The organism is Actinomadura macrotermitis, assembly GCF_009604375.1.
GTDB classification, from domain to species: Bacteria; Actinomycetota; Actinomycetes; order Streptosporangiales; family Streptosporangiaceae; genus Spirillospora; species Spirillospora macrotermitis.
Window position 1 is genome coordinate 381,972 of record NZ_WEGH01000001.1, and the last position, 14,274, is coordinate 396,245.

The following is a 14,274-nucleotide window of genomic DNA, read 5'->3' on the forward strand; positions in this document are numbered from 1 at the left end:
TGTGCACGTGCAGGTGAACGAACGAGTCGTCGGCCACGGTTGATGCGCCTCCTAGGTGCATGCGACCGCCCGCCCGTCGACGCGAAGGGTCGGCGGACCTGGCGTTATCCGGTCCCGGGGGAAGATCATCGTTCCGGTTCGGCGGCCGGGACGATGCGGTTCTGAGAGCCTAACCCGACCTGCCGACCGTCCGTGCCCGGACACTCCGGTTCCCCATCGGCCCCACCCGCACCGTCACGCTGCGTGCCGGGCCGGTGGCGTCAGGCGGTGGCGGGGGCGTCCCCGGGGGGCGGGTCGGGGTGTTCGGCGGGGGTGGGTTCGGGGGTGCCGCGCAGGGCGGGCCAGGCGCGGTAGACGACCGCGACGATCGGGACGGCGCCCGCCGCCCCCGGGATGCCGCCGAGGACGCCGCCGACCGTGATGGCCAGGATGATGGCGAGCGGGTGCAGCCGGACCCAGCGGCCGACGACCAGGGGCTGCAGCAGGTGGCTCTCCAGCTGGTGCTCGACGATCAGGACGCCGAGGAAGATCAGCGCGGCCGTGCCGCCCTTGGCGCCGAAGGTGACCGCGACGGCCAGGGCGCCGCCGACCAGGATGCCCACGATCGGGATGAAGCTGCCCAGGAAGATCACCACGGCGAGCGGGGCGACCAGGGGGACGCCGAGGACCGCCAGCACGACCGCGAGGACGACGGCGTGGATCGCGGCGACCAGGACGGTGCCGTGCACGTACTGCGACAGCGTCTCCCAGGCGGCGCGGCCGGCCCGGTCGATCCGGCCGGTGTAGCGGCCCGACCCGCTGGTGAGCCAGGCCCAGATGCGCGAGCCGTCCTTCAGCAGGAAGAAGGTGACGAACAGGATGAAGACCAGGGCGGCCAGGATCTCGGCGGTGAGGGTGCCGGCCTGCAGGGCGGTGCTGACCAGCTGGCCGCGCCGCTCCTCCATGTACTTGACGCCCGCGTTCATGGAGTCCTGGAGCTGGGAGTGGCGGATGTGCAGGGGGCCCTGCTCCAGCCAGTGCTGGATCTGCTGGGTGGTGACCTGGATCTCCGAGGCCAGCTTGGGGAACTCCTCGTTGGCCTGGACGCCGACGTAGGTGCCGACGCCGCCGAGGACGGTGAGGGCGAACAGCAGGGTGATCCAGGTGGCGGCGAGCGGCGGCAGGCCCATGCCCTCCAGGCGGGCGGTCATGGGGCGCAGCAGCGCGCACAGGAACAGCGCGATGGCGCAGGACAGCACCACGATGTGCAGCATGCCGACGACGCGGCCGAGGCCGTAGAAGACGACGCCGATGACGATGAGGCGCCAGGACCACGCCGCCGCCAGGGCGAGCAGCGGGGGGATCGCGGGCGCGTCCTCGTCGTGCTTGCGTAGGTCCACCATGCCGTCACCGCCGTTCGCCCGGGTTGCTCCTACCCTGCACCCCTGAGGGGCCGAGGGGAACGGCGGCGCGCCGGTGCGTTCAGCCGGTCCGGCCGCGCTGGTAGGCCCCGGGCGGGACGCCCACGCTGCGCTTGAAGTGGCGGGTCAGGTGCGCCTGGTCGGCGAAGCCGGTCCGGGCGGCGACGTCGGCGGGCCGCAGCCCCTGGTCGAGCAGCTCCCGGGCGCTGCGGACGCGGAGCTGGTTGAGGTAGGCGTGCGGGGGCAGGCCGGTCGCGGTGCGGAAGGCCCGCAGCAGCTGGAACGGGCCCGTCCCGGTGGCCGCGGCCAGCTCCTCCAGCGTCGGCGGGTCGAGCTGGCGGGCGTGCAGGATGTCGCGGGCGGCGCGCACCTCGGCGGTCAGCGCGGCGGGCTCGGCGGGGGTGTGGCGGGCGTGCCGGAGCAGGTGCGCGAGGGCGCGGCGCATCAGGGTGGAGGCGGCGAGCGCGTCGCCCTGCTCCCCGGCCCGGTGCGCGGCCCGCAGCAGCGCGGCGGCGGCGGGGTCGTCGATGACGGCGTCGGAGAAGGACGGCGTGCCGCGCGGGCCGCCGAGCTCGGCGGCCACGTCCGCCATCACCTGGACCGACGGGTACAGGACGCGGTAGGTCCAGCCGCCGGGGACGCCGGCCTGGCCGGTGTGCACCGTCTCGGGGTTGACGACGGCGATCGAGCCGCGGCCGGCGCGTTCCAGCGTCCCGGCGCGCTCGAACTCCTCCACGCCGGACTCGATGAGGCCGAGCGTGTAGCCCTCGTGCACGTGCCGGGTGAACCGGTAGGTGACGTAGCGGGCCCGCATGAGGTCGACGCCGGGCAGGGCGGGGTGCCTCCAGTGGTGCGCGAACTCCGGCCGGGTCATGCCGGAATGGTATGCCGGTGCGCGGACCCGCCGGATGTCTCAGCATCCGGGACGGACGTCCCGGGAGGCGGCGGGGTCGCCTACCATTGCGGGCATGGGACGTCGCTATTTCGGCTTTACGCAGCCGGCTCCGGGTGAGCCGGTCGGCGCATCGACCTGAGCGACGACCCCGGAGCCGGCACAAGGGCAGAGTCACCCGACTCTGCCTTTTCTCATGACCTGTGCGGCCCCGGGCATCTTCTCCCTGCGCGGCCGGCCGCCGCGAGAAGGGACCCCGCCATGCCCGACCAGATGATCATCGCCGAGGACGCGCTGCGCCTGCCGTGCCCCGCCGGCATCGACTCCCTGCCCGCCGCCCGGGCGGCCATCGACGAGATCGACGCCGCCCTCGCCACGCTGCTGGAGCGCCGCGCCGAGGTCGCCGGGGTGGTGCAGCGGCTGAAGCCGGTCGGCGGCTTCGCCGGGCGCAACCCCGAGCGGGAGGCGCAGATCGTCGCGGCGATGGCCGCGCACGCGCCCGGTCTCGGCGCGGCCCGGCTCGCCCGGATCATGAACGCGGTCATCGAGACCGGCCTGGAGCTGGCCGAGGAGCGCGCCGGCGTCCGCTGACCGGCGCAAGAACGTTCAATACCGGGACGTTCCCGGCGCCCTACCGTCGCTGGCATGGTGATGACGGAGACCGCGCCGGCGCCGCGCCGGGCGGCGGTGCGCGACGGGCTGGGCGTGGGCCTGGCCGTGGGGATATCGGGGCTGGCGTTCGGGGCGGCGGCGGTGACCGCGGGGCTGTCGGTGGCGCAGGCGTGCGCGCTCAGCCTGCTGGCCTTCACCGGCGCCTCCCAGTTCGCGCTGGTCGGCGTGATCGGCGGGGGCGGCGCCCTGGTGACCGGGGTGCTCGGCGCGGTGCTGCTCGGCAGCCGCAACGCGCTGTACGGGATGCGCCTGGCGGACCTGCTGCGGGTGCGCGGCGCGCGCCGGCTGCTGACGGCCCACCTGGTGATCGACGAGACGGCCGCCGTCGCGACGGCCCAGCCCGACCGCGCCTCGGCCCGGACCGGCTTCTACGTCACCGCGGTCACCCTGCTGCTGAACTGGAACCTCACCACGCTGCTCGGCGCGCTCGGCGCCGCCCGGCTCGGCGACCCCGAGACCATCGGGCTGGACGTGCTCGGCCCGGCGGTGTTCCTGGCCCTGCTGTGGCCGCGGCTCACCGCGGGCCGCACCGAGCTGCGGGTCGCCGCGGCCGCCGCGGCGATCGCGCTGGTGGCGACGCCGCTGCTGCCGCCCGGCGTGCCGGTCATGCTCGCCGCCGTCGCCGCGCTGATCGGGGCGGCCCGGTGAACGTGTGGATCGCGATCGCGGCGACCGCGCTCGGCTGCTACGCGCTGAAGCTCGGCGGCCTGGTCACGCCGCAGCGGGTGCTGGCCGACCCGCGGGTGCGCCGGTTCACCGACCTGGTCCCGGTCGCGCTGCTGACCGCCCTGGTCGCGGTGCAGGCCCTCGCCCACGGCAAGGCCCTGGAGCTGGACGGGCCGCGCCTGGCCGGCCTCGGCGCGGCCGTCGCCGCCCTGCTGCTGCGCGCCCCGTTCCTGGTGGTGCTGGCGGTCGCCGCCGGCACCGCCGCGCTGCTGCGGCTCGTGTTCTAGGACCCGTGCCCGAGGACCCGTGCCCTAGGACTCGTCGGAGACGATCTCCAGGGCGCGGGCCAGGTCGTCGGGGTAGGGGCTCTCGAACTGGACCCACTCGCCCCGGGTGGGGTGCTCGAAGCCGAGCCGCGCCGCGTGCAGCCACTGGTGCGTCATGCCGAGCCGGGCGGCCAGGGTGGGGTCGGCGCCGTAGGCCAGGTCGCCGACGATGGGGTGGCGGATCGCCGACATGTGCACCCGGATCTGGTGGGTGCGGCCGGTCTCCAGGTCGATGTCGAGCAGCGAGGCCGCCCGGAACGCCTCGGCGGTGTCGTAGTGCGTCACCGACGGCTTGCCGCCCGCGACGACGGCGAACCGGCCGTCGCCCGCGGGATGCCGGTCGATCGGGGCGTCCACGGTGCCGCGGAACGGGTCCGGGTGGCCCTGCACCAGCGCCTGGTAGCGCTTGTCGATGCGGCGCTCCTTGAAGGCCCGCTTCAGCCGCGAGTAGGCGATCTCGCTCTTGGCGACCACCATCGCGCCGGTGGTGTTGGCGTCCAGCCGGTGCACGATGCCCTGGCGCTCGGCCGCGCCGCTGGTCGCGATGGTGTGCCCGGCGCCGAGCAGGCCGCCGAGGATGGTCGGGCCGGTCCAGCCGGTGGTGGGGTGGGCGGCGACGCCGATCGGCTTGTCGACCACCACGATGTCGTCGTCCTCGTACAGGATGCCCATGCCGGGGACGGCCTCGGGGACGGGGGCGGGCGCCGCGGGCGGCGGCGGGAGGGTGACCTCCAGCCAGGCGCCGGCGTGCAGCCGGTCGGACTTGGCGGCCTCGCGGCCGTCCAGCAGCATGTCGCCGGCCGCGATGACCTCGGCGGCGCGGCCCCGGGACAGGCCGAACAGGCGCGACAGCGCCGCGTCGGCGCGCTCGCCCTCCAGCCCGTCGGGCACCGGCAGCGATCGCAGGTCGCCCATCAGGACCTCCCCTCGGCCTCGTCCGCCGCGTCCCCGGCCTTCTCCGGCTCCGCCGCCGCGGGCTTGCGGGGCTCCTCGGGCTCGCCGGTCTCCTCGCCCACCCGGGTGCCGTCGAGCTGCAGGCCGCGCGCGGCCAGCAGCACCGCGAGCACGCCGCCGCAGACGATCGCCGAGTCGGCGAGGTTGAACACCGGCCAGTGCGGCAGCTCGATCCAGTCGACGACATGGCCGCGGAACAGCCCCGGGGCGCGCAGCACCCGGTCGACCAGGTTGCCGAACGCGCCGCCGAGCAGCAGCCCGAGGCAGACCGCCCAGGGCAGGCTGCGCAGGTTGCGCGCGGTGCGCAGGATGGCCGCGACCACCCCGCAGGCGATCACCGTGAAGATCAGGGTGTAGCCGGTGCCGATCGAGAACGCGGCGCCGCTGTTGCGCGTCTCGCGCAGCATCAGCAGCCCGCCGAGCAGTTCGACCGGCGGCTTGTCCTGCAGCGTGGCCACCACGACGACCTTGGACACCACGTCCAGGGCCAGCGCGGCCACCGCCACCGCCACCAGCACACCGATGCGGCGCGGCCGGGGGGTCCCCTCGGGAGCCCCGGCCGCGTCCTTGCCTGAGTTCGTTGAGTCGCTCAGCGACGTTCCTCGCGTGTTTTGCATGGCACGCACATCGTCGCACGGGGGAACGCCTGCAGGCGCGCCTTGCCGATCGGCTTGGCGCACGACTCGCAGACGCCGTAGGTGCCGGCGTCCATGCGCTGGACCGCCCGTTCGTTCTGTGCGATCAGGTCACGCGCATTGTAGGTCATGGACAGCTCGTGCTCGCGCGCGTAGGTCTTGGCGCCCACGTCGGCCTGGTCGTCGCCCGCGCCGTCGGCGGAGTCGCCCTCGGCGATCTGGCTCGCGGCCGCCACGATGTCGGCCTCCAGCTCGGCGATCTGCGACCGCAGCGCCACCCGCACCTCCGACAGCTCGGCGTCGGTCCAGCGGTCCTCGCCCTCGCGGACCGGCAGCCGCTTGGCGGGCACCTTCGCGGCGGCCTCCCGGGCGGGCGGCCGCCCCTGCGCGGGCGGCTTGGCGGCCGGAGAGGCGGCCTTGACCTTGCCCTTCGCCCGGGCGGCGGCCGTGGCGCCGCCCTGCGCGGGCGGCTTCTCGACCCCCGTGCCCTTCGCCACCGCGCTCTTGGCGCCCGTGCTCTTGGCCACCGTGCTCTTGGCCCCAGCGCTCTTGGCCCGCGGCCTCCCGGCGGCCGGCCCGGCCTCCTTGGTGCTGGTCTCCTCGACGGGCAGTGCGGGCAGCATGGGTTCCCCTTTCCGGCACAACGGACAACCTGGCCGCGACCTGGCTGAGTTACACGCCGCATATGCCCGGTGACGCCCGCCCGAGAAACCCGACGGCCAGGCAAAACCAAAAGTGATGTACGCCACATCGCCGCGAACGTGCGCCCCGGGCGCCGATCACCGGTGCGATATAGTGGAGCATTCTGAGCCGAGGCAGGCCCTGACGGGGACACCTGCCGCCGCGAGCGGCCATGAGCGATCCGGGGACGGTGCGAGCCCGGGGGCGAGCCCGGCGGTCCGATCACCCCTGAGCCGCCGGAAGAACCGTCCCGGGACGTCCGCGGGGCGCAGTAGACCCGGCAGCCGAGACTCCAACGAAGCGGGCCGCACCCGGTACGGGCGCGGCCAAGGAGGGTGGTACCGCGGGGCCCCGCACGGGCGCCTCGTCCCTCCGGTCCACGTGCAGTCACGCGTCGATCCGGAGGTCCCATCCCGTGAGCCGCCAGTTCCGGCCCCTGCCCGCGCAGGTAGACCTGCCCGCCCTGGAGCGGGACATGCTGCGCCGCTGGCAGCAAGGCGATGTCTTCGAGCGGTCCCTGGAGCGCACCGCGTCCGGGCCGCGCTGGGTCTTCTACGAGGGCCCGCCCACCGCCAACGGCATGCCCGGCGTGCACCACGTCGAGGCCCGCGTCTTCAAGGACATCTTCCCCCGGTTCAAGACCATGCAGGGCTACCACGTGCCCCGCAAGGCCGGCTGGGACTGCCACGGCCTGCCCGTCGAGGTCGCGGTGGAGAAGGAGCTCGGCCTCACCGGCAAGAAGGACATCGAGGAGTACGGCGTCGCCGAGTTCAACGACCGCTGCCGCGAGTCGGTGCAGCGGCACGTGGACGCCTTCGAGGAGATGACCGAGCGGATGGGCTACTGGGTGGACATGTCCCAGGCCTACCGCACGATGGACCCCGACTACGTCGAGGCCGTCTGGTGGTCGCTGAAGGTCGTGTTCGACAAGGGCCTGCTGTTCCGCGACTTCCGCATCACCCCGTACTGCCCGCGCTGCGGCACCGGCCTGTCCGACCACGAGCTCGGCCAGCCCGGCGGGTACGAGACGGTGACCAGCCCGTCGGTGTACGTGCGGATGCCCGTCACCGCGGGCCCGCTGGCCGACCTCGGCGCCTCGCTGCTCATCTGGACGACCACCCCGTGGACGCTGGTGTCCAACACCGCCGTCGCGGTGCACCCCGACGTCACCTACATCGCGGCCCGCCCGGCCGGGTCCGACGAGGTCCTCGTCGTGGCCGAGCCGCTGCTGGAGCAGGTCCTCGGCGAGGGCGCCGAGCGCCTGGCCTCCTTCTCCGGCCGCGACCTGGAGCGCACCCCCTACCGGCGCCCGTTCGACCTGGTGGAGATCCCCGACGCCCACTACGTGGTGCTCGGCGACTACGTCACCGTCGAGGACGGCACCGGCCTGGTCCACCAGGCCCCCGCGTTCGGCGCCGACGACATGAGCGTCTGCAAGAACTACGGCATGCCCGTGGTCAACCCGGTCGGCCCCGACGGCAGGTTCCTGCTGACCGTCCCGCTGGTCGGCGGCAAGTTCTTCAAGGACGCCGACGAGGCCCTGACCGACGACCTGCGCGCGCGCGGGCTGCTGTTCCGCGGCGGCCACTTCGAGCACAGCTACCCGCACTGCTGGCGCTGCCACACCGCCCTGCTCTACTACGCGCTGCCCGCCTGGTACATCCGGACCACCGAGATCAAGAACCGCCTCCTGGAGGAGAACCAGAAGACCAACTGGTTCCCCGAGACGGTCAAGGAGGGCCGGTTCGGCGAGTGGCTGCGCAACAACGTCGACTGGTCGCTGTCGCGCAGCCGCTACTGGGGCACGCCGCTGCCGCTGTGGGTGTGCGGTGAGGACGACGGGCACATCACCTGCGTCGGGTCCCTGGCCGAGCTCGGCGAGCTGGCCGGGCAGGACCTGTCCAAGCTCGACCCGCACCGCCCCTACGTCGACGACGTGGTGCTGCCCTGCCCGCAGTGCGGCGCCGAGGCGCGGCGCGTCCCCGACGTCATCGACGCCTGGTACGACTCGGGCTCGATGCCGTTCGCGCAGTGGGGCTCCCCGCACCGCAACGAGGACGTGTTCGAGCAGTCCTACCCCGCGCAGTACATCTGCGAGGCGCAGGACCAGACCCGCGGCTGGTTCTACTCGCTGATGGCCGTCGGCACGCTGGTGTTCGACCGCTCGTCCTACGAGAACGTGCTCTGCCTCGGCCTGATCCTCGCCGAGGACGGCCGCAAGATGAGCAAGCACCTCGGCAACGTGCTGCGCCCGATCCCGCTGATGGACCAGCACGGCGCCGACGCGCTGCGCTGGTACATGCTGGCCGCCGGGCTGCCGTGGGCGTCGCGGCGCATCGGCCACGCGGGCCTGGAGGAGATCGTCCGCAAGGTGCTCCTCACCTACTGGAACACCGCCTCCTTCTTCGTCCTCTACGCCAACGCCGCCGCCTCCCAAGGCCGCGCCTGGACGCCGGACCGGCTCGCCGAGGCGCCCGCCCCGGCCGACCGGCCGCTGCTGGACCGCTGGGCGCTCGCCGAGCTGCACCGCACCACCGGCGAGGTCACCGAGGCGCTGGAGCAGTTCGACACCGCCCGCGCCGGGCGGCGGCTCGCCGAGTTCGTCGACGACCTGTCCAACTGGTACGTGCGGCGGTCGCGGCGGCGGTTCTGGCAGGGCGCCGAGACCCCCGAGGGCGCCGCGGCGTTCGCGACCCTGTACGAGTGCCTGGAGACCCTCACCCGGCTGATGGCGCCGATGGTGCCGTTCATCACCGACCACGTGTGGGACGTCATCCGCACCGAGGACGCCCCGTCCTCGGTGCACCTGGCCGACTGGCCGAAGGTCGACCAGGACCTGCTCGACGCCCGCCTCACCGGCCAGATGGCGCTGGTGCGGCGGCTGGTCGAGCTCGGCCGGTCCGCCCGCGCCGCCAGCTCGGTGCGCACCCGCCAGCCGCTCGGCCGCGCGCTGGTCGGCGCGTCCGGCTGGGCCGATCTGCCCGCCGAGCTGCGCGGGCAGATCGCCGACGAGCTGAACGTGCAGGGGTTCGAGGAGCTGGCCTCGGTCGGCGGCGACCTGGTCGAGTACGAGGTCAAGCCGAACTTCCGCGAGCTCGGCAAGCGGTACGCCAAGGACACCCCCAAGGTCGCCAAGGCCGTCACCGCCGCCGACCCGGCCGCCCTGGTCGCCGCGCTGCGCGCGGACGGCGCCGCCACCGTGGCGGCCGAGGGCGTCGGGCCGGTGGAGCTCGCCCCCGGCGACGTGATCGTCACCGAGCGGCCGCGCAGCGGCTGGGCGGTGGAGAGCGCCGGCGGCGAGACCGTCGCGCTGGACCTCACGGTCACCCCCGGGCTGCGCCGCGCCGGCCTGGTCCGCGAGGCCGTCCGGCTGATCCAGGAGGCCCGCAAGGCCACCGGCCTGGAGGTCACCGACCGGATCGAGCTGTGGTGGCGGGCCGCCGGCGACGACCTGGCCGAGGCGCTGCGCGCGCACGGCGCCGAGGTCGCCGCCGAGGTGCTGGCCGTGGCCGCGCACGAGGGGCGCCCCGAGGGCGACCTGCCGCAGCGGCACGACGAGGAGCTCGGCCTGACGTTCTGGATCACCCGGACGGCCTGACCCGCCGGGAACGCCCTGACCTGGGGCGTCGCGCGCCGGAGCCACATCCGGCCGCGCGGCGCCCCAGCCGGATCCCGCCAAGGGGTTCAACACGACACATCGCGTTTGCGATGATGGCGGGGTGAACGTTCCAGAAGACTCCCCCTCCCCTGGGGCGGCGCCGGTCCCGGCCGGGCCCGCGGGCATGCGCGCCTCCGACGCCGACCGCGACCGGGTCGCGAACCGGCTCCGCGAGGCCCTCGCCGAAGGCCGCATCACGCCCGACGAGCACGCCGAGCGCATCGACGCCGTCTACCAGGCCAAGACCTACGCCGAACTCGAACCGGTCCTCAGCGACCTGCCCGCCGACCCGGCCGACGCCCGGGCGCCCGCCGCGCCGGGGATCTCCCTGCGCAAGGAGGGCGGCCCGCCCGCGCCCGCCGCGCAGTCGGCGACCATGGTGGCGGTCTTCTCCGGCAGCCAGCGCAAGGGCCGCTGGCTGGTCGAGCCGCGCACCAACGTCACCTGCGTGTTCGGCGGCGTGGAGCTGGACTTCCGGCAGGCGGTGCTGACCCAGCGCGAGGTGACCGTGAACGTCGCCTGCGTGTTCGGCGGCGTCGACATCACCGTCCCGCCGGGCGTGCGGGTGATCAACTCGATCTCGGCGGTCTTCGGCGGCGTGGACGTCCCGCACGACGACCCGCTGGAACCGGACGCGCCCGTCATCCGGCTCACCGGGATGGCGCTGTTCGGCGGGGTGTCGGTCAAGCGCCGCGAGCCCGGCGCGGACGGCCTGCTGGACCGCGTCAACGAGCGCGTCCAGCGCGAGCTGGCGCGCCACGGGCTCGCCCACGAGCGCCGGGACGCGCGCCGCGACCGGCTGCGGGAGCTGCGCGAGGAGCGCCGGCACCGCGGCTGAACGGGCGCCGGAGACGACGACGGCCGCGCTCCGCGGGGCGGGTGCCCCGGGACGCGGCCGGTCGGGCGAGGGTCAGTCGCGGGCGTGCTCGCGGTCGGGCTGGCAGACCAGGCACGGCGTGCAGCCGCGGGCCTTGGCCTCCGCGCGCGACAGCGACTCCAGGTCGTCGGCCTCGTCGCCGATGTCCTCGATCAGCGCGCAGTCGACCCGGTGGTAGCGCTTGGTGCCGCTGAGGATCCGCACCTGCGGGCCCTCGTCCCCGTGCGCCGGCTCGGCGGGCCGGCGGTCCTCGTCCCGCGCGGCGGAGAACGTGGGCGTCTCCGCGGCCGGCTCGTCGTCCTCCAGGGCCTTGACCAGCAGCGGCGTGGCGTCGCCGGACTCGCGCGGACGCGGCGCGCTCGGCGCCGGCTCGTCCGCGGGGCCCGTGTTCGCCGAGGCCGTGTGCTCCGGCCCCGTGTGCTCCGGCGCCGCGTGCTCCGGCCCCGTGTTCGCGGGCGGCGTGCGCTCCGGCGCCGGGCTCTCGGACGCCGGGCTCTGGGGGGCCGCGTCCGCGGCGGGCGCGGCCGTGCCGCCGGCGACGGGCAGGTCCGTCACGGTCGGCGGGGTGTGCCGGGGCCGGAAGGGCGCCGGCTCGTCCTGCGCCGGCTCGTCCTGCGCCGGCCCGCCGAACGCGGCCGACGCGCCGGGCGCGGGCCAGGCCGACGGCAGCGGCCCGGTCGTGAAGGGCTCGGGCTCGGGCGACCCGGTCTCCGCCGGCCCCTGGCCGAGCGGCCCGCGGCCGGCGGACCCGGGCCTGCCCGGCTCGGGCTCGGCCGGCCCGGTCTGCAGCGGCTTCAGGCCGGCGGCGGGGAACTCGGCGGTCTTGGCGGGCTCGGCGGCCTTGGACAGGCCGGCCGGCGCGGAGTCGTCCGCACCCTTGCTCGCGGCCCTCCCGCCCTTGCGGGCGGGCGGGGCCGGGACCGACACCGCGGCGCGCGCCGCCAGTGCGGTGTCGGGCATGCAGGCGGTACAGGGGCTGAAGCCCTCTTCCCGCGCCTCGACGTAGGTGAGTTCCTCGGTCTCCCGCCCGGCGAGCTGCCGGCAGGTCTCCAGGTGGTAGCGCTTGCGGCCGCGCACGACGAACACCTCGGCGTCGTCGGGCACCTCGACCGGCTGGGCCGGGAGGGCGATCTCCTCGTCCGCGGGATCGGCCGGCGCGGGCTTGGCGTCCTTGCCGTCCTTGGCGCCTGCCGCCGGGACGGGGGCGGGGGCCGGCTTCTTCTTGCGGTCCGCCTTCTTGCCGCCCTTGGCCGGCTTGGCGGCCGACGCGCCGGCGCCGAACAGCTCGCGGCGCCGCAGGAACACCCCGATGAGCAGGCATACCAGGGAGACCATGCTGACCGCGATCGAAATGTAGATCACGACCAGGGCGTCCAGGCCGAAGACCTGGGCGCTGTCCCCGTTTCCGGCGACGATTCCCGCCACGAGCAGCGCGATCGCCACCACCACTAGTACGCCACTCAGGATGATCACAGGGGTTCTCTCCCTCTACAGGCACGCACCCGAGCCGTCGTCCCGGCCCGGGAGGTCGCCGCCGACGTTCCGAAACGCCGCCGGGATGGCGCCAGGGCCATCCACGGCGCGGCGATCGGGAAGACACTATCGCCTGCGGGGGCTGCCCTTAACGCCTCTCGTGCGGCGGGTTGTCCCCGCCGGCGTGGAACGCGCCGGTCGCCGAGTGCTGGACCTGCTGGGCGTGCTGCGCGGGCTCGGCGGGCGTGGGGAACGGGTTCGCACCGGTCTGCCCCGATCCCTGGCCGCCGCGGTTGTCACCGTGCGGAAGGGCCGCCTGCGGGCCGGTCTGCGGTCCGGCGGGCATGGCCGCGGCGCCACCGCCGCCACCGGGGTTGACCGGGAACGCGCCGGTCTCGGTGCTGCCGGCCTCCAGGTCGCGCAGCTGGCCCTCCAGGTACACCTTCAGCCGGCTGCGGTACTCGCGCTCGAACGCGCGCAGGTTGTCGACCTCGCGCTCGAGCTCCTCGCGCTGCTGCACGAGCGAGCCCATGACCTGGCGGTGCCGCTCCTGGGCGTCACGGTCCAGGGCCTCGGCGCGCGAGCGGGCCTCGCTGACGATCTGGTCGGCCTGCCGGCGGGCCTTGCCGAGGATCTCCTCGGCCTCGCGGCGGGCGCGGCCGAGCGTCTCGTCGGCCTCGCGGCGGGCGTCGGCGATCGCCTGGTCGGCGGTCTGCTGCGCCAGCGCCAGCACGCGCGCGGCGGTGTCCATGTTGTCCTCGCCCGACGGCGCGGCCGTCATGCCGAGGCCGCCGAGGACCGGCTCGGGCTCGGGCTGGGGCTGCGGCTCGGGGCGGGGCGGCTCGGGCATCTGCGCGACGTCCGGCTTCGGCTCCACGATGGGCGCGGCCATCGCGGGCACCTTGCCGCGCAGGCACTCGGCGAGCTTGGCCCGCAGCTCCTCGTTCTCCTGGATGAGGCGGTCGAGTTCGGACTCCACCTCGTCCAGGAACGCGTCCACCTCCTCCTCGTCGTACCCCGGCCTCAGCCTGGTGGTACTGAACTGCTTGTTCCGCACATCGGCGGGTGTCAGCGGCATGTCCGTCTCCTTGGCGCGCTTGGAGTCTGTCCCGAAGGACGGTATCCGATCAGAGCTTCGGTACGAAGATGATCAAGACCCAGACCACAAGGAAGAGAAATGTGAAGCTGAGGTCCAATGCCACGTTACCCAGCCTGATGGGCGGGATGAAACGCCTGAGGAGTTTCAGTGGCGGGTCGGTGATGGTGTAGGTCGCCTCGGCGAGCACCAGCACCACCCCCGTGGGACGCCACGAGCGGGCGAACGACTGCAGGACCTCCAGGATCAGCCTCCCGATCAGGAACAGGAGGAAGAGGTAGAGGATCCACAGCAGGACCGATGCAACGATTGTCACGGACACTCTCACATGTGGCTGTCAGCTTTGGTTGAAGAACCCACGTTCTGCCATCCGGGCCTTGTCCTCCGCCGTCACCTCCACGTTGGCGGGCGACAGCAGGAACACCTTGTTGGTAACACGCTCGATGCTCCCGTGCAGGCCGAACACCAGACCTGCCGCGAAGTCGACCAGACGCTTGGCGTCGCTGTCGACCATCTCGGTGAGGTTCATGATCACCGGGGTGCCCTCGCGAAAGTGCTCCCCGATGGTCCTGGCCTCGTTGTAGGTCCTCGGATGCAGCGTAGTGATACGCGCGAGGTCGGTGGTACCCGATTCGTACAGCGCGACCGAACGACGCTCGGGTGCGGACGGCCCGTGATGATCGCGATCCCGCTCCGCGCCGTCCTCGGCTCGGGTAAGCTGACCGCCGGATTCGTCCTCGCGACGCCGCCCCTGACCGGGGTCGGACTCGTCGTCGTAGACCTCGTACTCGTCGTAGTCGTCGTACTTGCCGTACTTGTCGTCGTAGCGGTCGTCCTCCACCAGGCCGAGGTAGACCGCCATCTTGCGCATCGCGCTGGCCATACGCCCCTCCGTCGTCCTGTGGCCGCGGTGCCCGGCGCTGGGCACCACCGACGAGCTGCGA

14 protein-coding genes are annotated in these 14,274 nt (G+C 74.1%); 5 read left to right on the plus strand and 9 right to left on the minus strand.

The features are described from left to right. Window positions 1-260: 260 nt before the first annotated feature. Both ACRB68_RS01655 and ACRB68_RS01660 read right to left on the minus strand, forming a co-directional pair. Window positions 261-1,382: an AI-2E family transporter gene (locus ACRB68_RS01655; RefSeq protein ID WP_153530531.1), complete on the minus strand. Its 1,122-nt coding sequence runs from the start codon at window positions 1,380-1,382 to the stop codon at window positions 261-263. Window positions 1,383-1,461: 79 nt separating this feature from the next. Further along, window positions 1,462-2,274 carry an AraC family transcriptional regulator gene (locus ACRB68_RS01660; protein WP_153530532.1) on the minus strand — a complete coding sequence of 271 codons (813 nt, stop codon included), beginning with the start codon at window positions 2,272-2,274 and terminating at the stop codon, window positions 1,462-1,464. Between the two features lie 279 nt (window positions 2,275-2,553). On the opposite strand from ACRB68_RS01660, the gene ACRB68_RS01665 reads away from it, so the two are divergent. From ACRB68_RS01665 to ACRB68_RS01675, 3 genes are read left to right on the plus strand one after another with little or no spacing between them, the layout of a single operon-like run. Then, entirely contained in the window at window positions 2,554-2,883 is a 330-nt protein-coding gene (locus tag ACRB68_RS01665; RefSeq protein WP_153530533.1) for a chorismate mutase, read from the plus strand. A gap of 54 nt (window positions 2,884-2,937) precedes the next feature. Further along, window positions 2,938-3,612: an AzlC family ABC transporter permease gene (locus ACRB68_RS01670; RefSeq protein ID WP_153530534.1), complete on the plus strand. Its 675-nt coding sequence runs from the start codon at window positions 2,938-2,940 to the stop codon at window positions 3,610-3,612. Then, on the plus strand, window positions 3,609-3,917 hold the full coding sequence (locus ACRB68_RS01675) for an AzlD domain-containing protein (protein WP_328593606.1): 309 nt from the start codon (window positions 3,609-3,611) through the stop codon (window positions 3,915-3,917). Before ACRB68_RS01670 ends, ACRB68_RS01675 begins: the two co-directional genes overlap by 4 nt. A gap of 24 nt (window positions 3,918-3,941) precedes the next feature. Here ACRB68_RS01675 and ACRB68_RS01680 read toward each other — a convergent pair whose 3' ends face one another. The 3 genes from ACRB68_RS01680 to ACRB68_RS40890 are packed head-to-tail and all read right to left on the minus strand — an operon-like array spanning window position 3,942 to window position 5,895. Beyond that, the gene (locus ACRB68_RS01680) at window positions 3,942-4,871 is read right to left on the minus strand and encodes an RluA family pseudouridine synthase (protein ID WP_153530535.1); all 930 of its coding nucleotides are present in this window, start codon (window positions 4,869-4,871) and stop codon (window positions 3,942-3,944) included. After that, window positions 4,871-5,527, minus strand: a complete 657-nt coding sequence (locus ACRB68_RS01685; RefSeq protein ID WP_153530536.1) for a signal peptidase II — start codon at window positions 5,525-5,527, stop codon at window positions 4,871-4,873. Before ACRB68_RS01685 ends, ACRB68_RS01680 begins: the two co-directional genes overlap by 1 nt. Beyond that, window positions 5,500-5,895, minus strand: a complete 396-nt coding sequence (locus ACRB68_RS40890; RefSeq protein ID WP_328594060.1) for a TraR/DksA family transcriptional regulator — start codon at window positions 5,893-5,895, stop codon at window positions 5,500-5,502. The genes ACRB68_RS01685 and ACRB68_RS40890 overlap by 28 nt, the downstream gene beginning before the upstream one ends. A 746-nt stretch (window positions 5,896-6,641) precedes the next feature. Here ACRB68_RS40890 and ileS point away from each other — a divergent pair. Together ileS and ACRB68_RS01700 are read left to right on the plus strand one after the other, a co-directional pair. After that, window positions 6,642-9,824: an isoleucine--tRNA ligase gene (ileS, locus tag ACRB68_RS01695; protein WP_328593607.1), complete on the plus strand. Its 3,183-nt coding sequence runs from the start codon at window positions 6,642-6,644 to the stop codon at window positions 9,822-9,824. Between the two features lie 121 nt (window positions 9,825-9,945). Next, a complete protein-coding gene (locus tag ACRB68_RS01700; RefSeq protein ID WP_328593608.1) occupies window positions 9,946-10,722 on the plus strand; it encodes a DUF1707 SHOCT-like domain-containing protein in 777 nt (258 codons plus the stop codon). Window positions 10,723-10,794: 72 nt separating this feature from the next. Here ACRB68_RS01700 and ACRB68_RS01705 read toward each other — a convergent pair whose 3' ends face one another. From ACRB68_RS01705 to ACRB68_RS01720, 4 genes are all read right to left on the minus strand, one after another. Next, the gene (locus ACRB68_RS01705; RefSeq protein ID WP_153530538.1) at window positions 10,795-12,234 is read right to left on the minus strand and encodes a hypothetical protein; all 1,440 of its coding nucleotides are present in this window, start codon (window positions 12,232-12,234) and stop codon (window positions 10,795-10,797) included. 148 nt (window positions 12,235-12,382) lie between these two features. After that, on the minus strand, window positions 12,383-13,312 hold the full coding sequence (locus ACRB68_RS01710; RefSeq protein WP_153530539.1) for a DivIVA domain-containing protein: 930 nt from the start codon (window positions 13,310-13,312) through the stop codon (window positions 12,383-12,385). 49 nt (window positions 13,313-13,361) lie between these two features. After that, window positions 13,362-13,646, minus strand: a complete 285-nt coding sequence (locus ACRB68_RS01715) for a YggT family protein (RefSeq protein ID WP_328593609.1) — start codon at window positions 13,644-13,646, stop codon at window positions 13,362-13,364. Window positions 13,647-13,667: 21 nt separating this feature from the next. Beyond that, the gene (locus ACRB68_RS01720; protein ID WP_153530540.1) at window positions 13,668-14,213 is read right to left on the minus strand and encodes a cell division protein SepF; all 546 of its coding nucleotides are present in this window, start codon (window positions 14,211-14,213) and stop codon (window positions 13,668-13,670) included. Between the last annotated feature and the right edge of the window lie 61 nt (window positions 14,214-14,274).